Origin of the sequence: Pseudoduganella aquatica (assembly GCF_009857595.1) — a bacterium.
GTDB classification, from domain to species: domain Bacteria; phylum Pseudomonadota; class Gammaproteobacteria; order Burkholderiales; family Burkholderiaceae_D; genus Rugamonas; species Rugamonas aquatica_A.
Genome location: NZ_WWCU01000029.1, coordinates 14,243 through 35,013, shown reverse-complemented (window position 1 = coordinate 35,013; position 20,771 = coordinate 14,243). Strand labels below are relative to the sequence as shown.

Below are 20,771 nucleotides of genomic sequence, written 5' to 3'. Positions count from 1 at the left end.
AGGGGTTGCCGGGGCGGCGGCTAATCCCCCGATCGGGGGAATGACGGGACGGGCTAGCGGCGGCGCTTGAGCAGGCCGAGCGCTTCGGCCTGCGCCACCGCCTGGATGCGGCGGTCCACGTTGAGCTTGACGAAGATGTTCTTCAGGTGGGTCTTCACCGTTTCCGGGCCGATGCCGAGCAGGCGCGCCACCTCCTTGTTGGAATTGCCCTCGGCGATCAGCTCCAGGATGCCGCATTCGCGCGGCCCCAGGCTCAGGCGCGCGTCGGCGCCCTTGCCGGCCGCGCCGCCGCCCGCGTTGGGGGAGGCCATGCCGCCGTAGAGCGCCTGCCAGGCATCGAGCACCCGTAGCGTGAAGGCGAGCAGCGGCGTGCCCGGCTCCAGCTTGGCGCGCAGCGCGGCCAGCAGGGCGCCCAGCTCCGGCCCCTGGTCCAGCACCGAGCCGATAATCCCTGCGTGGGCCGCCAGCTCCATCGCATCGCGGCAGGCGCGCAGCGCCTGCACGTGCTGGCGCTGCCCCTGCAGGGCGATGGCCAGCGCCAGGCCGGCGCGGATGGCCAGCAGATTGCTGTCCAGGGCCAGCAGCTCGGCGAGCAGCGGCTCCAGCACCTGCTGCGCGTCCTTGTAGCGGAATTGCTGCAGTGCGCAGTAGGCGTCGCCGAAGGCCGCGTACTGGCGCACCTCGCCCAGCGGGTTGGTGGGCGTGTGCGGGGTGGACGCGGCCAGCTGGCGCAGCCGCTGCAGATAGGCTTGCGCCTCGGCCAGCCGGCCCTGGCTCAGGTGCAGGCGCAGGCGCTCAAGCTGGACGGCGGCCACCAGCCGGTCCCAGTGGCGGCTGATGCCGATGTTCTCGGCCTGCTCCAGCAAGGCCAGCGCGCGGTCGTGGCGGCCCTGGCGCTGCGCCATGCGTGCGGCCGTCAGGAAGATGTGCTTGACGCTTTCGGCAAAGCCCAGCGTGCACAGCACCTCCAGCCGGTTGGCCAGCAGCGCTTCGGCTTCGTCCAGGCGGTTTTGCTCGTAGCAGACGTGGGCCAGCATGCCCGAGGGCAGGGCGGTGACGGCGCTGTCCGGGTTTTCGGCGCTGTAGCCGAGCGAGATGGCGGCCGTGTAGCGCTGTTCGGCCAGCGGCAGCTCGCCGCGCACGCAGTCGCCCACGCCCAGCAGCACCAGGCGGTAGATCGCGGACAGGATGTTGCGCCGGCCTTCGCCGTCCGGGTAGGGCAGGTCGGGCGTGGCGTAGAAATCGGTCCAGCGGCCGGTGCGCAGCGCGCAGAAGCGCAGGATGTTGTACAGGGAGTTGTGGACCCAGCGGTCCGGCACCGGCTGGCGCAGGCAGTCCTCGGCGATGGCGCGCGCCTCCAGCGGGCGGTCCAGCAGGGCGTAGGCGGCGGCGCGGGCGGCGCGGCTGTCCTGGCGCAGCTGTTCGGTGTCGGCGTCGGCCTCGATGTCGTCCAGCAGTTTGATGGCGTCCGGGCAGGCGCAGGCCAGGATGCGCGCCCACGCCAGGGCGATGCGCAGCCGCAGCGGCGGCTGCACCATGTGCGCGGCCAGCTGGCGTTCGCAGCCGACCAGGGTGAGGATGTCGCCGGCCTTCACCAGCGGCATGGCGCATTCCTCTATCCAGGCGTAGGCCTGGGCGGTGGCGCCGCCGTCGAGCGCGTGGCGCACGGCGGGCGACCACAGGCCTTGGGCGTGGTACCACGCGGCGGCGCGCGCGTGCAGCTCGGCCGCCAGTGTGCCGCCTTGCTGCTGCAGGCGCTGGCCCAGGTGCTCGCGGATCAGCTGGTGGTAGGCGTACCACTGGCCTTCGTCGTCCAGGGCGGTGAGCAGCTGGCGCTGTTCGAGCTGCGCCAGCTGGCTGCGCGCCGCGTCATCGCCCACCAGGGCCGCCGCCAGCGCCGGCGACAGCCGTTCGGGCAGGGCGGTGCGCAGCATGAAGCCGGCCAGTTCTGGCGGCAGCTGCGTCAGCAGCTCACACAGGTAGCCGTCGATGGAGCGCGCCAGGCCGGCCGTGGACGGCGCCTGCGGCGCATGGCTGCTCCGGCCCTGGCTTTGCAGTGACAGCGACATCAGGCGCAGCGCCGCCGCCCAGCCCTCGGTCTGGCTGTGGATGCGGCGGCTGTCCTCGGGCGATAGCTGGGCGGCGGGACTGGCGTTGAGGAATTCCTGGGTCTCGTCGGGGGTGAAGCGCAGCTGCGCGGCGTCGATTTCCAGCAGGGCGTGGCGCACGCGCAGCGTGTCGAGCGCCAGCGGCGCGCTGGCGCGCGACAGCAGCACCAGGTGCAGATTGGACGGCGCGTAGCGCAGCAGGAAGGACACGAGCGCGTGGATCTCGGGCAGCGTGAGGCAGTGGTAGTCGTCCAGGAAGAGGAACACCTCCTCGCCGCAGCTCACCACTTCCTCGATCAGCATGGCCAGCGCCTGCTGCGGGTCGGCCAGCATGGACTGGGCGAACATGGCCACGCAGGCCGCGCCCAGGTCCGGGTGGGCGCGCTGCAGGGCGTGGCTGGTGTAGTGCAGGAAGCGCTGCGGCTCGTCATCGTCGTCGTCGAGCGACAGCCAGGCCACCAGGTGGCCGCGTTCGGCCAGGGTGCCGGCCCAGGCCTGGCCCAGCGTGGTCTTGCCGAAGCCGCCCGGGGCTTTGACCACGGTGAGCAGGTGGGACTCGATATCGCCGGCCAGTTCGCCCAGCCGCGCGCGTGAAATCAGGCCGCGCCGGTGCTTGGGCGGCAGGGTCTTGGTGGCGATCAGCGGCGTGCTGGAGGGGGCTGGGGTAGGCATGCGTCCATTGTAGTCCCACCCATGGGGGATGGAACACCGCTCCCCCATCAAGGGGATGATGCGGAGGCGGGCACGCCCTCAGAATGGCTTCCAGCACATGCCGGTACGGAGCTATCCGTGCCACATGCGCTATGTAGTCTCCATTCGCGGGAGGACTTGTTCCTCCCGTTTTTTTCAGAGGACACCATGCACCCGCACGCAGACCCCGCGCCCAGCGCGGCGGAGGAACGGGCGCGCCGCCTGTTCGCCGCCCAGCAACAGGCCTATGCCGCCGCCCCCTATCCCAGCGCCGCCCAGCGGCGCGCCGCGCTGCAGGCGCTCAAGCGCCAGATACAGCGCTACCAGGACGCGCTGGCCGCCGCCATGCATGCCGATTTCGGCTACCGCGCCGTGGCCGAATCCAAGATGCTCGACCTGCTGGCCTCCACGCTGGAGATCAACCACGCCATTTCCCATGTGCGCAAGTGGATGAATCCGAGCCGCCGCCGCACCGAGCTGCTGTTTTTATCCAATTCCGTGACCGTGCGCTACCAGCCCAAGGGCGTGGTGGGCGTGATCGTGCCGTGGAACTTCCCGGTCTACCTGGCGCTCGGCCCCCTGGCGGCTGCGCTGGCGGCCGGCAACCGCGTCATGCTCAAGCTTTCCGAGCTTACGCCCGCCACCAACGCCGTGCTGCGCCGCATGCTGGGCGAAATCTTCGCGGAAGAGCAGGTTGCTGTGCTGGCGGGAGAGCTGGACGACCCCACCGTCTTCACGGCCTTGCCGTTCAACCACCTGGTCTTTACCGGTTCGCCGGCGGTGGGCAAGCTGGTGATGCAGGCGGCCGCGCGCAACCTCACGCCGGTCACGCTGGAACTGGGCGGCAAGTCGCCTGCGCTGCTGCTGCGGAATTACAACGTGGCCGAAGCGGCGCGCCGCGTGGTGCACGGCAAGAGCGCGAACAGCGGCCAGATCTGCGTGGCGCCGGACTATGCGCTGGTGCCGCGCGAGTCGGTGCAGGAATTTGCCGCTGCGGCGCAGCTGGCCTACGCAGAGTTTCATGAAACCGGCACGCGCGCGCCCGAGTACACCGCCATCATCAGCCCGGCGCACCATGCGCGCCTGCGCGCGCTGCTGGACGAGGCCCGCGAGCGCGGCGCCACCGTGCTGCGCTGCGGCGAGGGCAGCCGTCTGCTGCTGTCGGCGCGCCAGATGCCGCTGCACCTGGTGCTGGGCGCGGACGCCGGCATGCGCGTCATGCGCGAAGAGATCTTCGGTCCCGTGCTGCCCATCGTCCCGTATGACACGCTGGAGGAGGCCATTGCCTTCATCAATGCGGCCGAGCGCCCGCTGGCGCTGTACTGCTTCGGCCACGACGCGGCGCAGCGGGACGAGGTGCTGCGCCGCACCCATTCGGGCGGCGTGACCGTCAACGACTGGGGCTGGCATGTCATCAACCACGACGCGCCGTTTGGCGGCGTGGGCAATTCCGGCATGGGCAATTACCACGGCGAGGAAGGCTTCCGCGAGCTGTCGCATGCGAAGACGGTGTTCAAGCGCCATCGCTTCTTCCCCATCGACCTGTTCTATCCCCCCTACGGCAACGTGGTGCAGCGGCTGGCGCTGCGCGTATTTCTCGGCAAGGGCGACCCCGGCGTGGCCCCGCGCATTGAACACGGCAAGGAGCAGGCATGAGCATGCAGGAATTCGACTATATCGTGGTGGGCGCCGGTTCTGCCGGCTGCGCCATCGCCGCGCGGCTGACGGAAGACCCGTCGGTCTCGGTCTGCCTGCTGGAGGCGGGCGGTCCGGACAGCAGCGTGCTGATACACGCGCCGGCCGCCGTGGTGGCCATGTTGCCGCGCAAGATCAACAACTATGCCTACGAGACGGTGCCGCAGCCGGGGCTGAACGGACGCAGGGGCTACCAGCCGCGCGGCAAGACGCTGGGCGGCAGCAGTTCCATCAACGCCATGCTCTACGTGCGCGGCAATGCCTGGGACTACGACAACTGGGCCGCGCAGGGCAACCCTGGCTGGTCTTACCAGGACGTGCTGCCCTTGTTCAAGCGCGCCGAGAACAACGAGGACTTCGGCGGCGACGCCTTCCATGGCGTGGGCGGCCCGCTCAACGTATGCTATCCGCGCCACGCCAGTCCGATCAACCAGATGTTCCTGGATGCGGCCGCCCTGAACGGCCTGCCCCATGTGCGCGACTACAACGGCGTCCGGCAGGAAGGCGCGTTCATGTACCAGGTGACGCACAGGAACGGTGAGCGCTGCAGCGCGGCCAAGGCCTATCTGACGCCGAATCTGCACCGCCCCAATCTGCAGGTGGTGACGCACGCCGTGTCGTCGCGCATCCTGCTGGCGGAAGGACGCGCGGCCGGCGTGGAATACCACCACGGCGGCGCGCTGAAGCAGGTGCGCGCGCGGCGCGAAGTGGTGCTGAGCGGCGGCGCCTTCGGCTCGCCGCAGCTGCTGATGCTGTCCGGCATAGGCCCGGCGGCACAGCTGCAGGCCATGGGCATCCCCGTGGTGAAGGACTTGCCCGGCGTGGGCCGCAACCTGCAGGACCATATCGACCACGTGCAGGGCTGGCAGACGCCCAGCGATACCGAGACCTTCGGCCTGTCGGCGCGCGGCGCCGGCAAAATCGCGGCCGCCATGCTGGAGTGGCGCAGCAAGCGCAGGGGCATGATCACCAGTCCCTACGCCGAGGCTGGCGCTTTCCTGCGTTCCTCGCCGGATGTGGCGGTGCCGGACCTGCAACTGGTGTTCGTGCTGGCGCTGGTGGACGACCACGCGCGCAAGATGCACCTGGGGCACGGCATTTCCTGCCACGTGGACCTGCTGCGGCCGCACAGCCGGGGCGAAGTCAGCCTGCGCAGCCGCGACGCGCGCGACGCGCCCCATATTGATCCGCGCTTCCTCAGCGACGAGCGCGACCTGGAAACCTTGTACCAGGGCGTGTGCCTGCAGCAGAAAATCATGGAGTCGGCGCCGCTGGATCCGGTGCGCGGCAAGATGCTGTATCCGGTGCGCCTGGGCGACCGCGCCGCCACCATCGCCGATATCCGCAAGCGGGCCGACACCCAGTACCACCCGGTCGGCACCTGCAAGATGGGGCCGCAGGACGATCCCATGGCGGTGGTGGACGCCCAGCTGCGCGTGCGCGGCGTGGCCGGTTTGCGCGTGGCGGACGCCTCTATCATGCCCACCATCGTCTCGGGCAACACCAATGCGCCCAGCATCATGATCGGGGAAAAGTGCGCCATCCTGCTGAGGGACGGCCGCGCCGCCGGCTAGGGGGCGGCCCCGCCCCGCAGCGCGCGCGTTTTTGGCCTGAATCGGGCATTGAAATGGTATGATAGGCCACTTTTCATTGTGGCAATTCAATTCGTCCTAAAACGTGCGTCTATCTTCCATTAAATTGTCGGGATTTAAGTCATTTGTTGATCCCACCAATTTCCAGGTGCCCGGTCAGCTGGTCGGCGTGGTAGGTCCCAACGGCTGCGGCAAATCGAACATTATCGATGCCGTGCGATGGGTGCTGGGCGAATCGAAAGCGTCGGAGCTGCGCGGCGAGTCCATGCAGGATGTGATTTTCAACGGCTCCACGCACCGCAAGCCGGCCGGCCGCGCGTCTGTGGAGCTGGTGTTCGACAATAACGACGGCAAGGCTTCCGGCCAGTGGGGCCAGTACGCCGAGATCGCGGTCAAGCGCACGCTCACGCGCGACGGCACGTCCACCTACTACATCAACGGCCAGCCGGTGCGCCGGCGCGACATCCAGGACATTTTCCTCGGCACCGGCCTCGGTCCGCGCGCCTACGCCATCATCGGCCAGGGCATGATCTCGCGCATTATCGAGTCGCGCCCCGAGGAGCTGCGGGTATTCCTGGAGGAGGCCGCCGGCGTGTCCAAGTACAAGGAGCGCCGCCGCGAAACCGAGAACCGCCTGCACGACACGCGCGAGAACCTGCTGCGCGTGGAGGACATCCTGCGCGAACTGAACGCCAACCTGGAAAAGCTGGAAGCGCAGGCAGCCGTGGCGCACCGCTTCCACCAGCTGCAGGCCGACCAGGACGAGAAGCAGAAACTGCTTTGGCTGCTGCGCAAGAACGAGGCGCAGTACGAGCAGACCAAGTACTTCCGCGAGGTGGAGCAGGCCCAGACCGACCTGGAAGAGCAGACCGCCAAGCTGCGCAACGTGGAGCTGACGCTGGAGCAGATGCGCCAGTCGCACTTCGCCGTGGGCGACCGCCTGCACACCGCGCAAGGCCATCTGTACCAGACCAACTCCGAAATCGGCAGCCTGGAAGCGCAGATCAAGTTCGTGGTGGAGTCGCGCACCCGCTTGCAGAACCAGCTGGCCACCCTGGGCGCGCAGCGCGACCAGTGGCAGAACCAGGCCGCCGAGTACAGCGAGCAGATAGAGGAAGCCGAGTTCAACCTGGAGGAGTTGTCCGCCAAGGTGGAGCAGGCGCGCATGATGGCCGAGCAGAAGGCGGAGTCGCTGCCGGTGCTGGAGGCGGCCTGGCGCGCGGCGCAGGACAAGAGCAGCGCGTCGCGCGCCCGCATCATGCAGGCGCAGCAGCAGCTGGAACTGGAATCGGCGCACCAGCGCAACGCCAGCAACATCCTGAACGGCCTGGCCGTGCGGCGCGAGCGCCTGCAGCAGGAGAAGCACGGCCTGAGCCTGCCGGATTCGGCGCACCTGTCCAACCTGAAGATGCAGCTGGAGGAAAAGCAGCAGGCGTCCGAGGAACTCAACTACCACCTGGAAGAAGCGCTGGAGCAGCAGCCCAAGCTGGAAGCGGAGCGCCAGGACGCGCAGCTGCAGGTGAACGCCGAAGCGGCCGCCAATGCGCAGCTGGAAGCGCGCCTGAATGCGCTGCGCCAGTTGCAGGAGCGCGTGCAGACCCAGGGCAAGGTCACGCCGTGGCTGCAGAAGCACGAGCTGGATGCACTGCCGCGCCTGTGGCAGAAGCTGCAGATCGAGGCGGGCTGGGAGACGGCGATGGAGGCCATCCTGCGCGAGCGCACCTCGGCCCTGCAAGTGTCCAATATTGAATGGGCCAAGCACTTCTTCAGCGACGCGCCTCCGGCCAAGCTGGCGCTGTTCGCGCCCGGCGCCAGCGCGCCGCCCATGCAGCAGGAGCAGCCTGGCCTGAAGCCCTTCATCACGCTGCTGAAACTGAATGATCCCGGCCTGCGCGCGGTGCTGCAGGACTGGCTGCACAACGTCTTCATCGCAGACAGCGCGGACGCCGCCTTCAAGGCGCGCGCCACGCTGCCCGCCGGCGGCGTGTTCGTGACCGCGCAGGGCCACGTTGTCACCCAGTCCAGCGTGCGTTTCTACGCCGCCGACGCGGAGCAGGACGGCATGCTGGCGCGCCAGCAGGAGATCGACAACATCGGCAAGCAGCTGCGCGCCCAGACCATCCTGGCCGACGAGGCGCGCGCCCGCTCGGTGCGCGCGGACGCCGCCGTGGCGGCGCATGCGCGCAGCCTGGCCGAGCTGCGCCAGAAGTCGCAGCTGCTCACGCAGTCGGTGCACGCTTTGCAGCTCGAGGTGGTCAAGCTGTCCGAGATCGAGGCGCGCTTCAACCAGCGCAGCACGCAGATCGAGGCGGACCTGGCCGAAATCGGCGCGCAGGAATCGGAGCAGATGCAGGTGCGCATGGAGTCCGAGGAGAAGTTCGAGCAGCTCGATATGGAGCTGGGCAACCTGCAGGGCGAGCATGAGGACGGCCAGACCCTGTTCATGGAGAAGGAACAGAAGCTGGCCGACGCCCGCCAGGCCCTGCGCGACCTGGAGCGCGGCGCGCAGGAAGCGGAGTTCGCCGAGAAGTCCCAGCGCAGCAAGATCGAGGAGCTGCGCCGCAGCATCGCCACCGCCACCACGCAGGCGGCGCAGGTGGCGGATAGCCTGCAGGCCGGGCAGCGCGAACTGGAAAGCCTGGAAGCCGGCACCGCAAGCGAAGGCCTGCAGGAGCTGCTGGAACGCCGCACGCAGCAGGAGCGCGCGCTGTCGGACGCGCGCCATGAGCTGGACCAGATCACGCAGCAGCTGCGCAGCTTCGAGGATGCGCGCATGAACAACGAACGCAGCCTGCAGCCGCAGCGCGACAAGATCATGGAGCTGCAGCTCAAGGAGCAGGCCGCGCGCCTGAACCAGGAGCAGTTCTCCGCGCAGCTGGCGGAGGCGGGCGCGGACGAGGCGGCGCTGGCGGAGAAACTGAATCCGGACATGAAGCCGTCCTATCTGCAAGGCGAGGTCACGCGCCTGAACAACGCCATCTCCATGCTGGGCGCGGTGAATCTGGCCGCGCTGGACGAGTTGGCGCAGGCCTCCGAGCGCAAGAACTTCCTCGACGCGCAGAACGCCGACCTGACCGAAGCGATCAACACGCTGGAAGACGCGATTGCGCGCATCGACAAGGAAACCCGCGACCTGCTGCAAGACACGTTCGACCGCGTGAACGGCCACTTCTCCGAACTTTTCCCTATACTGTTCGGCGGCGGCCAGGCCAAGCTGATCATGACGGGCGACGAAATCCTGGATTCCGGCGTGCAGGTGATGGCGCAGCCGCCGGGCAAGAAGAACGCCACCATCCATTTGCTGTCGGGCGGCGAGAAAGCGCTGACCGCGACCGCGCTGGTGTTTTCCATGTTCCGCCTGAACCCGGCGCCGTTCTGCCTGCTCGACGAGGTCGACGCGCCGCTGGACGACGCTAATACGGAACGTTTCTGCCGCATGGTGAAACGGATGTCCGACCAGACCCAATTCCTCTTCATTTCGCACAACAAGATTGCGATGGAGATGGCCAATCAACTGATCGGTGTGACGATGCAAGAGCAGGGCGTATCGCGCATCGTGGCGGTGGATATGGAAGCCGCCGCCAACTTCGCTTCTGAGGCACAAGCAGCATGACAGACCTTCAAATGAGTTTGATCGCGGCAAGCGGCGTCTTTATCGTCGGCGTTGTCGCTTACAACAAATGGCAGGAATACAAAGCCAAAAAATCGGTGGAGCGGGCGTTTTCGTCCGACCATGACGACGTGCTGATGCGGCCCGACGGCGAAGCCGGCGTGCCCCGGCACGAACCGAGCTTCTCGCTTGGCGAGACCGATGCCGCCGCAGCGGCAGGCGCCAGCGCGCGCTCCCACGGCGGCAGCGCCGGCGGGGCCGGGGCGGCTGGCGGCAGCGGCGGGGTTGGTGGCGCGGGCGGAGACGCCGGCGGTGAATCCTACGCGCCCACCGCGCACGAAGCCGGCACGCTCACGCCAGCAGCGGAGCAGGCCACCGCGCTGGTGGACCCGCTGATCGACTGCCTGCTGCCGCTGGCGCTGGAAGCCCCGGTGCGCGGCGACAAAATCCTGCCGGTGCTGCAGAAGCTGCGCCTGGTGGGCAACAAGCCGGTGCACTACATCGGCCTGCACGTGAACGGCGACTGGGAACCCATCGTCCACGGCGGCGTTTACACGGAGCTGCAAGGCGGCGTGCAGCTGGCCAGCCGCAGCACCGCGCTGAACGAACTCGAATACTCCGAACTGGTGACGCGCTTGCGCGCCATGGCCGATGAAATCGGCGCCGAACCGGCCATTCCGGACATGATGGAAGTGATGGCCGAGGCGAAAACGCTGCACCGCTTCGTCTCCAGCCACGACGCCCAGCTGGGCGTGAACCTGCACACCAACGGCGCGCCGTGGGCCATCAGCACGCTGCTGGGCGCACTGGAGAAGCAGGGCTTCGACGTGCGTCCCGACGGCCGCTACGTGATGCCGGACGGCGACGGCGGCCACCTGTTCTCGCTGTCGACCAATGTCACGCTGGCCGAAGAAACCACGCCGCGCCTGACGCTGCTGCTCGACGTGCCCTGCGTGGCCCCGTCGCGCGACGGCTTCGGCGCCATGATCGCCTGCGCCAAATCGCTGGCGGGCCGCCTGGATGGCACCATCGTGGACGACTACAGCCAGGCGCTGTCGGACGAAGCGCTGGCCGAAATCGCCGGCCAGGTGCGCGACTTCTACGCCGACATGGAGTCCTCCGACATCCCGGCCGGTTCCACCCGCGCGCTGCGCCTGTTCTGCTAAGGGTGCGCAATGAGTGACAAGGAATACCAGGCCAAGGTGGACCGCGCGGCCTGGCTGACGGCCGAATTGAACCGCCATCTGCACGCCTACCACGTGCTCGATGCGCCGACCATCCCGGACGCCGAATACGACCAGCTCTACCTCGAGCTGCAAAAGCTGGAAACGGAACACCCGGAGCTGCAAAAGCAGGATTCGCCAACCTTGCGCGTGGGCGCGGCCCCGCTGCCGCAGTTTGCGCAAGTGACGCACACCGTGCCCATGCTGTCGCTGAATAACGGCTTCAGCGACGAGGACGTGGAAAACTTCGACCGCCGCGTGCGGGAAGGCCTGGACGTGCTGCAAGTGGAGTACGCCGCCGAAGTGAAATTCGACGGCCTGGCCATCAACCTGCGCTACGAGAACGGCCTGTTCGTGCAGGCCGCAACGCGCGGCGACGGCTACACCGGCGAGGACGTTACCGCCAATATCCGCACCATCAAGGGCATTCCGCTGCGCCTGCACGGCGACAAGGTGCCCGCGCTGCTGGACGTGCGCGGCGAGGTGCTGATGTACAAGCGCGACTTCGCCAAGATGAACGAGCGCCAGCGCGAAGCCGGCCAGAAGGAATTCGTCAATCCGCGCAACGCGGCGGCAGGCAGTTTGCGCCAGCTCGATTCGCGCATCACCGCGCAGCGCGCGCTGAGCTTCTTCGCCTACGGCATCGGCGCGCTGGAAGGCGCCGAGATGCCCGAATCGCACTCCGCGCTGCTGGAGTGGTACTACGCCCTCGGCCTGCCGGTGGCCAAGGAACGCGCCGTGGTGCGCGGCGCGCAAGGCCTGCTGGACTACTACGCCGCCATCGGCAAGGCGCGTCCGGACATGCCGTACGAGATCGACGGCGTGGTGTACAAGGCCAACAAGCTGTCCGACCAGCGTCAGCTTGGCTTCGTATCGCGCGCGCCGCGCTTCGCCATTGCGCATAAATTCCCGGCCGAAGAAGCCACCACCATCGTGCACGACATCGAAGTGCAGGTGGGCCGCACCGGCGCCATCACACCGGTGGCGCGCCTGGAGCCCGTGTTCGTGGGCGGCGTGAACGTCACCAACGCCACGCTGCATAACGAAGGCGAAGTGCAGCGCAAGGACGTGCGCGTGGGCGACACGGTCATCGTGCGCCGCGCTGGCGATGTGATTCCCGAGGTGCTGGCCGTGGTGCTGGAAAAGCGCCCGCAGCCCGAGCCGCCGCGCTACGTGCTGCCCAAGGTGTGCCCGGTGTGCGGTTCGCACGTGGTGCGCGAAGAGGGCGAGGCCATTGCGCGCTGCTCCGGCGGCCTGTTCTGCCGCGCACAGCGCAAGGAAGCCATCCGCCACTTCTCCGGCCGCCGCATGATGGACATCGAAGGCCTGGGCGACCGCTATATCGACAACCTGGTCGAATGCGACCTGGTGACCCGCGTGGCCGACCTGTACAAGCTGACGCTGGACGACCTGCTGAAGATGAAGCGCCTGGCCGATGAACGCGACGGCACCACGCCGGAGACCGTCCAGCAAGGCAAGATCGCCACCAAGTGGGCGGACAATCTGCTGGAGGCCATCGCCGCCAGCAAGAACCCGCCGCTGGAGCGCCTGCTGTTCGCGCTGGGCATCCGCCACGTGGGCGAGTCCACCGGCAAGACGCTGGCCGAGTGGCTGGGCAGTTTCGGCCTGGTGCGCCGCGCGCCGATCGCGCTGCTGCGGGTGCTGCCCGATATCGGCGGCACGGTGGCCGAAGCCATCGCCGACTTCTTCTCCGAGCCGAAGAACCAGGAAGCCATCGACGCGCTGCTGGCGGCGGGCGTGGCCCCGCAAGGCGAGCACGCGCCCAGCGCCAAGCTGCGCGAGAAGCTCGACGACATCAAGCTGATGGCCGCACTGGGCATACCGAAGATGACCGAGCCGCGCTGCCGCAAGCTGGTGGAGCAGGGCGTTACGCTGGAAAAGCTGGCGCAGCAGAGCATTTTCTCGGTCTATGGCTTGCCGGCGGACGTCGCCGCTGCGCTGGAAGAGTGGATGGCGCAGCCGGGCAACCGCGACCAGGTGGCCGCGCTGGATGATCTCTGCAAAGGCCTGCTTGCCTTGCTGCCGGAAGTCGTGGAAGCCACGGGCGCCCTGAACGGCAAGACCTTTGTATTGACTGGCACGCTGCCGAACCTGAGCCGCGACCAGGCTGGCGCCATGATTGAAGCGGCGGGCGGCAAGGTGGTTGGTTCCGTATCGAAGAAAACCGGTTATGTAGTGGCAGGCGCCGAGGCGGGCAGCAAGCTGGCCAAGGCGGAAGAACTCGAAATCCCCATCCTGGACGAAGCGGGCCTGCTGGCCCTGCTGGAGAATAATAAATGACCAAAATTCGCAAAGCCGTATTCCCAGTCGCAGGCCTGGGCAGCCGTTTTCTACCTGCCACCAAGGCGCAGCCGAAGGAGATGCTGCCCATCGTCGACAAGCCGCTGATCCAGTATGCGGTGGAAGAGGCGGTGGCGGCCGGCATCACCGACATGATCTTCATCACCGGCCGCAACAAGCGCGCCATTGAAGACCATTTCGACAAAGCCTACGAACTGGAAGCCGAGCTGGAAGCGGCGCAGAAAACCGCGCTGCTGGAGCAGGTGCGCAACGTCATCCCCAAGCACATCAACTGCATCTTCATCCGCCAGTCCGAGCCGCTGGGCCTGGGCCACGCGGTGCTGTGCGCGCGTCCGGTGGTGGGCGACGAGCCTTTCGCCGTGCTGCTGGCGGACGACTTCATGGACACCGACAACGGCGCCCGTCCGGTGCTGGCGCAGATGACCGAAGTGTATTCCTATGAGCGCGCCAGCGTGCTGGCGGTGCAGGACGTGCCGCGCGCGAACACGCGCCAGTACGGCATCGTCAGCGCCTCGCCTTATCAGAGCAGGCTGGAACTGGTGTCCGGCATCGTCGAGAAACCGAAGCCGGAGGAGGCGCCTTCCACGCTGGCCGTGGTGGGGCGCTATGTGCTGTCGGGCCGCATCTTCGAATACCTGGAGCACCTGGGCGCGGGCACCGGCGGCGAGATCCAGCTGACCGACGGCATCGCCGCGCTGATGAAGGCCGAGCGCGTGCTGGCCTACCGCTACGACGGCACCCGTTACGACTGCGGCTCCAAGCTGGGCTACCTGAAAGCCACCACTGCCATGGGCCTGAAGCATCCGGAGATGGGCGACGAATTCCGCAAATATCTGCAGGAGATGCAATTGGAACTGGGGGCGAAATGACGGTCCGTGAAATCCTGAAGATGGGCGACCCGCGCCTGCTGCGCGTGGCGGAGCCGGTGCGCGAATTCGATACGCCCGAGTTGCACGCCCTCATCGCCGACATGTTCGACACCATGCACGCCGCCAACGGCGCGGGCCTGGCCGCGCCCCAGATCGGCGTGAATTTGCAGCTCGTGATCTACGGTTTCAAGAACAACGCCCGCTATCCGGACGCGCCGCAAGTGCCGGAGACGGTGCTGATCAACCCCGTGCTCACGCCGATCACGCAAGAAAAGGAAGACGGCTTCGAAGGCTGCCTGTCCGTGCCCGGCCTGCGCGGCAGCGTGGCGCGCTACAAGAAGCTGCACTACGAAGGCGTGGACCAATACGGCCAGGCCATCGTGCGCGACGCAGACGACTTCCACGCGCGCGTGGTACAGCACGAAGTCGACCACTTGCACGGCATCCTCTACCCGATGCGCATCACCGACTTCAGCAAGTTCGGCTACACCTCTGTGATGTTCCCCGACCTCGATCCCAACGACGACGATTAACCCGCCCTACGCGGGTTCGGCGTGTTCCACCATGAGCTGGACCTTGGTGGTGCCGTTGTATTCGTTGGCGTCGAGCCGGAAGGCGACGCGGGCGCGGTCGCCTACGGATTCGGTGTGGCCGAACCAGATCGCGTCGTAGCGCGCGCCGTTTTTCTCCAGCAGCAGCTTGAGGTGGCGCTCTTTCAGGATGCGCTGGCTCACCACGCGGAACTCGTCGCAGAACACCGGCGGCGCGAAGCCCTGGCCCCATACCTGGCCGTCCATCAGCTCGATGAACTGGGTGGTGTAGTAGCCGTCTTCCAGCGGCCCGTCGGTTTCGATCACGCGTTCCAGCTGCTGTTCCGTCAGCCATGCGCGGCCCACGGCTTCGAAGGCTTCCGAGAACGCGTCGAAGGCATCGGCGCGGATGCTCAGGCCCGCAGCCATGGCGTGGCCGCCGAATTTGTCGATCAGGCTGGGGGCGCGTTTTGAAACCAGGTCCAGCGCGTCGCGCAGGTGGAAGCCTGGGATGGAGCGGCCGGAGCCCTTGATCCAGCCGTCTCCCGCCGGTGCGAAGGTAATCGTCGGACGGAAGAACTTTTCTTTCAGGCGCGATGCCACGATGCCGATCACGCCCTGGTGCCAGCTTTCGTCGAATACGCTGATGGTGCTGCTGGCGGCGGGTTCAAAGCGGTCCAGGTGCAGCAAGGCCGCGTCCTGCATCTCGGCTTCGATCTCGCGCCGTTTCAGGTTGATCTCGTTGAGCTGCTGCGCCAGCTGCCAGGCGCGGTCTTCATCGTCCGTGAGCAGGCACTCGATGCCGAGCGACATGTCCTCCAGCCGCCCGGCCGCGTTCAGGCGCGGGCCGAGCGCGAAGCCCAGGTCGAACGGCGTGGCGGTGCGCGCCTGGCGGCCGGCCACGCGGAACAGGGCGGCCACGCCGGGATGCATACGGCCTGCGCGCATGCGCTTCAGGCCTTGCGCCACCAGGATGCGGTTGTTCGGGTCCAGCTTGACCACGTCGGCCACGGTGCCCAGCGCCACCAGGTCCAATAGACTGTCCAGCTTGGGCTGGGTGGCGGCGTCGAATACGCCGCGCTTGCGCAGTTCTGCGCGCAGGGCCAGCAGCACGTAGAACACCACGCCCACGCCCGCCAGGTTCTTGCTCGGGAAGCCGCAGGCCGGCTGGTTGGGATTGACGATAACGCGCGCCTCGGGCAGCACGTCGGCCGGCAAGTGGTGGTCGGTGACGACGACTTCGATGCCGCGCCGGTTGGCCTCGGCCACGCCGTCTATGCTGGCTATGCCGTTGTCCACGGTGATGATGATGTCCGGCTGCTTTTCGCGCGCCGTCAGCGCCACGATTTCCGGCGTGAGGCCGTAGCCGTATTCGAAGCGGTTGGGGACGATGAAGTCGACATTGGCGCCCATGGAACGCAGGCCGCGCAGCGCCACCGCGCAGGCGGTGGCGCCGTCGCAGTCGTAGTCGGCCACGATCACCATGCGCTTTTGCGCGGCGATGGAGTCGGCCAGGAAGACGGCCGCCGCGCCGATGTGCAGCAGGCCGGAAGGCGCGATCAGCGCCGCCAGCTCGCTGGACAGGTCTTTGGGGTCGGTCAGGCCGCGCGCGGCAAACAGGCGGGCCAGCACAGGATGGATGCCGCCCTGGCGCAGCATTTCCGATTCGCGGAAGGGGCAGGGGCGGGTGGCGATACGGGTCATGGCGTGAGCTTGGTGAGGGCGGGCTTGCGCCAGAATTTGCGCAAAGAGCCCTTGGTGATGGTGAATTCGGCCAGCTTCAGATGGCTGCTGAAAACCAGTTTCAGGCTGCCCAGGCGGCCCGTTTGCAGCGCCGCCAGCAAGGGAGCGAACCATTGCTGCTCGATCTGCTGCATGTGCGCCAGCCAGGGCGCCCAGTCGCCGGCTTTGCCTACCGGGATCAGTTCGCCCAGCACCACGGTGGCGTCGCCGGGCAGCGCGAGCACTTGCGGGGCGGTGGCGGCGCGCAGGGCGGGATCGGCCAGCAGCGTTAGCCACGCGGGACAGTTGACGACGGCCAGCGCGCCGGCGTTGCTGGCTGCTGCGTTTGCCGAGGCATTGGCAGAGGCGCCAGCCCACAGCCAGAACGAATTCACCGGCGACAGCCCGCGCTGTTGGCGCGCTTCGTTGACGGGGTGTTCGTGCCACAGCATCTGCACTTCGTTTTGCAGCTTGCGGAACTCGCGCTTGGCATCGCCTTCCGGCATCCAGTCGCTCAGGTTGTCGCCCACGGCCACGTCCGGCGAAGCGGTGCGCAGGCCTTGCCAGTCGTCCGCGCGCATGAACCACATGTCCGGCGCGGCGTAGACCAGCGGCTTGCCGGCGTCGTCGAAGTAGGGCTTGATCAGGTCGAACAGCGCGCGCGAGTCGGCTTCGTTCAGGTTAAGCGAGCGCGGATCGCCCAGCTCCATATGGGTGCGCGCCAGTTGCAGATGCACGGGCTGTACGGCGAACCAATAGCCGTCGGCCTGCGCCACGTCCAGCGCCCGCATCATGGCGGGTGCGAAGGGGGCGTTGTCGGACGGGCCTGCGGGCGCGCCGGCGGTGAGCGCGCGCGACAGCCACGATTCATGCGGCAGAAGGCGGTTGGCGCCGTCTTCCTCCGTCACGCGGTGCGTGCTATTGCGCTCGAGCAACATCGCCAGCGCCGGCACTTGCATAGCGCGGGCCAGGTCTTGAGCGAGTTCGGGCGGGGTGAGGGCGAAGGGCAGGACGAGGGTAAGCTGATTCATAACCCGCGATTGTATCAGCCCGCCGCCTTCCGCTTGCGGCCACGGTGCGGTGTTTCACTCACGAAATGTAATTTGTATGGCACACTTCGGGCTCGGAACGTTTTTCACCTATGGCACCACTAACTACAAGGCCCATGAGCATCATCAAGAATCTGCCTTTCGAATGGCTGGTCGGCCTGCGCTACACACGCGCGGGCAAGCGCAGCGGGCGTAACAGCTTTATATCGTTTATCTCGGCCATCTCCATGCTGGGCATAGGCCTGGGCGTGGCCGCGCTGATCGTGGTGCTGTCGGTGTACAACGGCTTTCAGAAGGAAGTGACCGAGCGCATGGTGTCGGTGCTGGGCCATGTGGAGATGTACGACCTGCGCGGCGGCGGCCTGCGGGACTGGACGGCCACCGCGAAGGAGGCGTTCAAGAATCCCGAAGTGCAGGGCGTGGCGCCATTCGTGGAAACCCAGGCCATGCTGGTGCACGGCAGCGACAAGCTGCGGCCCGCCATTGTGCGCGGCATTCTGCCCAAGGCCGAAGCCACCGTCTCCAGCGTGAGCAAGCAGTTCAAGCAGGGCAGCTTCGACGCGCTGCAGCCGGGCGCGTTCAATATCGTGCTGGGCGTGGGCCTGGCCAAGGCACTGGACGTGGAAGTGGGCGGCAAGGTCGCCATGGCCCTGGCGCAGAACGGCAAGGACATGATGGGTAGCGGCTCTCCCAGCATGCGCTATTTCACCGTCGCCGGCATTTTCGAGGCCGGCCACAACGAGTTCGATTCCGGCCTGGCCTATGTCCACATCGGCGATGGCATGGAGCTGCTGCACCTGGAGCTGCCGTTCGCGCTGCGCCTGCGCGTGGCGGACGTGCAGCGCGCGCCGGACGTGGCGCGCGAGCTGAAACGCACCATGCCGGGCGAGCTGCTGGTGCGCGACTGGTCGCAGCAGAACGCCAACTGGTTCGCCGCGGTGCAGACGCAAAAGAACATGATGTTCATTATCCTTACGCTGATTATCGCAGTGGCGGCTTTCAACCTGGTTGCCACGCTGGTGATGACGGTGACGGACAAGCAGGCCGACATCGCCATCCTGCGCACGCTGGGCGCCGCGCCGCGCTCGGTGATGTTTATCTTTATGGTGCAGGGCGCGCTGGTGGGCGTGATCGGCACCGCGCTGGGCGTGGCAGGCGGCGTGCTGCTGGCCATGAACGTGGACGTGATCGTTCCCGCCATCGAGCGCATGCTGGGCATGAAGTTCCTGGCCAAGGACATCTACTTTATCAGCGCCGTGCCGTCCGACCTGCGCTGGCATGACGTGGCCGTGATCTCCGCCACGGCGGTTGCGCTGGCCTTTGTCGCCACCCTGTATCCGAGCTGGCGCGCCGCGCGCGTGAAGCCGGCCGACGCCCTGCGCTACGAGTGAACCAGATCATGCTGAAGAATCTGATGTCGAATTTACCTTTTGAATGGCTGGTCGGCCTGCGCTACACGCGCGCCGGCAAGCGCAGCTCGCGCAACAGCTTCATCTCCTTTATCTCGCTGATCTCCATGGGCGGCATTGCGCTGGGCGTGGCAGCGCTGATTATCGTGCTGTCGGTGATGAACGGCTTCCAGAAGGAAGTCACGGGCCGCATGTTGTCCGTGCTGGCCCACGTGGAAGTGTTCAACACTGGGGGCGAGGGCATGCCGGACTGGGAGCAGCAGGCCAAGAACGCTTTCAAGAATCCGGAAGTGAAGGGCGCCGCGCCGTTCGTGGAAACGCAGGCCATGCTGCAGCATGGCGGCGACACGCTGCGTCCGGCCATCGTGCGCGGCATCCTGCCGGAGCAGGAGCCGAATGTGTCGGACGTGGCCAAGCACACCAAGTACGGCAACTTCAACGCGCTGCGCCAGGGCGAATTCAATATCGTGCTGGGCATAGACCTGGCGCGCGCGCTCCAGGTCAACCTGGGCGACAAGGTGACGATGGCGCTGGCGCAAGGCACGGTTACGCCGGCCGGCATTGTGCCGCGCATGCGCTCCTTTACCGTGACCGGCATCTTCCAGGCGGGCCACGCCGAGTTTGACGGCGGCTTGGCTTTCATCCACATTGTGGACGCTGAAAAAATGCTGCGCCTGTCCGCGCCGGCCGGCCTGCGCCTGCGCCTGGCGGACATGCACCGCGCCCCGCAAGTGGCGCAAGACCTCAAACCCCTGATGCCCGCCGGGATGGAGATACGCGACTGGTCCAAGCTGAACGCCAACTGGTTCGCGGCGGTGCAGACCGAGAAGCGCATGATGTTCATCATCCTGGCGCTGATTGTGGCCGTGGCCGCGTTCAACCTCGTGTCCACGCTGGTGATGACGGTAACGGACAAGCAGCCCGACATTGCCATCCTGCGCACGCTGGGCGCGTCGCCGCAATCCATTATGCGCATCTTCGTCATACAGGGCGCGCTGGTGGGCACCATGGGCGCGGCGCTGGGTGTGGCCGGCGGCGTGCTGGTGGCCTTGAATATCGATGTGATCGTGCCGTTTATTGAATCAACTTTGGGAGTGCAGTTCTTGTCTAGGGATATCTACTACATCAGCACCGTGCCTTCGGATATGCGCTGGCCGGACGTCACCCGCATCGGCGTGGTGGCGGTGGCGCTGGCCTTCCTGGCCACCATCTATCCAAGCTGGTGGGCTGCCCGTGTCAAACCTGCGGAGGCGCTGCGCTATGAATGATCAATCCATCGTCCTGTCCTGCCGCGGGCTGGGCAAAACCTTCACCCAGGGCAGCTACTCGGTCCAGGTACTGAACGGCATCGACATCGACGTGCGGCGCGGCGAGCGCGTGGCCATTGTCGGCGCATCCGGTTCCGGCAAGTCCACGCTGCTGCACCTGCTGGGCGGCCTGGATACGCCGAGCAACGGCAGCGTAACCCTGCTTGGCAAGGACTTCGCCAGCCTGGGCGAGCGCGAACGCGGTGACTTGCGCAACCAGTCGCTTGGCTTCGTCTACCAGTTCCACCACCTGCTGCCCGAGTTCACGGCGCTGGACAACGTGGCCATGCCGCTGATGATACGGCGCGTAAAGCGCTCGCAGGCGCAGGAGGAAGCGCAGAAGATACTCACGCGCGTGAACCTGGCCAAGCGGGTGACGCACGTGCCGGGCGAGCTGTCCGGCGGCGAGCGCCAGCGCGTGGCCCTGGCGCGCGCGCTGGTGACGCAGCCCGCCTGCGTGCTGGCCGACGAACCGACCGGCAACCTCGATCACGGCACGGCCGAGCAGATCTTCGACCTGATGCTGGAGCTGTCGCGCACCCTGGGCACGGCCTTCGTCATCGTCACGCATGACCCGGAACTGGCCAAGCGCTGCGACCGCGTGCTGCGCCTGACCGACCAGGGCTTGCACCAGGAGAAGTAAGC

13 protein-coding genes are annotated in these 20,771 nt (G+C 67.0%); 10 read left to right on the top strand and 3 right to left on the bottom strand.

All coding sequences use genetic code 11. The features are described from left to right. Positions 1-53 precede the first annotated feature (53 nt). Positions 54-2,780: a winged helix-turn-helix domain-containing protein gene (locus tag GTP77_RS21540; RefSeq protein ID WP_161074206.1), complete on the bottom strand. Its 2,727-nt coding sequence runs from the start codon at positions 2,778-2,780 to the stop codon at positions 54-56. Positions 2,781-2,966: 186 nt separating this feature from the next. Here GTP77_RS21540 and GTP77_RS21535 point away from each other — a divergent pair, with 186 nt between their 5' ends. The 7 genes from GTP77_RS21535 (at position 2,967) to def (ending at position 14,642) form a co-directional block, all read left to right on the top strand. Then, positions 2,967-4,454 carry a coniferyl aldehyde dehydrogenase gene (locus GTP77_RS21535; RefSeq protein ID WP_161074205.1) on the top strand — a complete coding sequence of 496 codons (1,488 nt, stop codon included), beginning with the start codon at positions 2,967-2,969 and terminating at the stop codon, positions 4,452-4,454. 2 nt (positions 4,455-4,456) lie between these two features. After that, positions 4,457-6,067, top strand: a complete 1,611-nt coding sequence (locus tag GTP77_RS21530) for a GMC family oxidoreductase (protein WP_161074238.1) — start codon at positions 4,457-4,459, stop codon at positions 6,065-6,067. Between the two features lie 103 nt (positions 6,068-6,170). Beyond that, positions 6,171-9,698: a chromosome segregation protein SMC gene (gene smc / locus GTP77_RS21525; protein WP_161074204.1), complete on the top strand. Its 3,528-nt coding sequence runs from the start codon at positions 6,171-6,173 to the stop codon at positions 9,696-9,698. Next, entirely contained in the window at positions 9,695-10,861 is a 1,167-nt protein-coding gene (locus GTP77_RS21520; RefSeq protein WP_161074203.1) for a cell division protein ZipA C-terminal FtsZ-binding domain-containing protein, read from the top strand. Before smc ends, GTP77_RS21520 begins: the two co-directional genes overlap by 4 nt. Before the next feature lie 9 nt (positions 10,862-10,870). Then, a complete protein-coding gene (gene ligA, locus GTP77_RS21515; protein ID WP_161074202.1) occupies positions 10,871-13,219 on the top strand; it encodes an NAD-dependent DNA ligase LigA in 2,349 nt (782 codons plus the stop codon). Then, positions 13,216-14,109 carry a UTP--glucose-1-phosphate uridylyltransferase GalU gene (galU, locus tag GTP77_RS21510; RefSeq protein WP_161074201.1) on the top strand — a complete coding sequence of 298 codons (894 nt, stop codon included), beginning with the start codon at positions 13,216-13,218 and terminating at the stop codon, positions 14,107-14,109. The genes ligA and galU overlap by 4 nt, the downstream gene beginning before the upstream one ends. Beyond that, positions 14,106-14,642, top strand: a complete 537-nt coding sequence (gene def / locus GTP77_RS21505; RefSeq protein ID WP_161074200.1) for a peptide deformylase — start codon at positions 14,106-14,108, stop codon at positions 14,640-14,642. Before galU ends, def begins: the two co-directional genes overlap by 4 nt. Positions 14,643-14,648: 6 nt before the next feature. On the opposite strand, the gene recJ is transcribed toward def, so the two are convergent. After that, positions 14,649-16,343, bottom strand: coding sequence for a single-stranded-DNA-specific exonuclease RecJ (gene recJ, locus GTP77_RS21500; RefSeq protein WP_161074199.1), 1,695 nt, complete (start codon positions 16,341-16,343; stop codon positions 14,649-14,651). Further along, on the bottom strand, positions 16,340-17,392 hold the full coding sequence (locus GTP77_RS21495) for a hypothetical protein (RefSeq protein ID WP_161074198.1): 1,053 nt from the start codon (positions 17,390-17,392) through the stop codon (positions 16,340-16,342). Before GTP77_RS21495 ends, recJ begins: the two co-directional genes overlap by 4 nt. A gap of 134 nt (positions 17,393-17,526) precedes the next feature. Between GTP77_RS21495 and GTP77_RS21490 the strand changes: the two genes are divergently transcribed. Genes GTP77_RS21490 through lolD form a run of 3 tightly spaced genes read left to right on the top strand, consistent with a single transcriptional unit; the run spans position 17,527 to position 20,769 of the window. Beyond that, positions 17,527-18,801 carry a lipoprotein-releasing ABC transporter permease subunit gene (locus GTP77_RS21490; RefSeq protein WP_161074197.1) on the top strand — a complete coding sequence of 425 codons (1,275 nt, stop codon included), beginning with the start codon at positions 17,527-17,529 and terminating at the stop codon, positions 18,799-18,801. A gap of 23 nt (positions 18,802-18,824) precedes the next feature. Beyond that, the gene (locus GTP77_RS21485; protein WP_229202287.1) at positions 18,825-20,087 is read left to right on the top strand and encodes a lipoprotein-releasing ABC transporter permease subunit; all 1,263 of its coding nucleotides are present in this window, start codon (positions 18,825-18,827) and stop codon (positions 20,085-20,087) included. After that, complete coding sequence (gene lolD, locus GTP77_RS21480; RefSeq protein WP_161074195.1) at positions 20,080-20,769, top strand: lipoprotein-releasing ABC transporter ATP-binding protein LolD; 690 nt, start codon at positions 20,080-20,082, stop codon at positions 20,767-20,769. Before GTP77_RS21485 ends, lolD begins: the two co-directional genes overlap by 8 nt. Positions 20,770-20,771 lie beyond the last annotated feature (2 nt).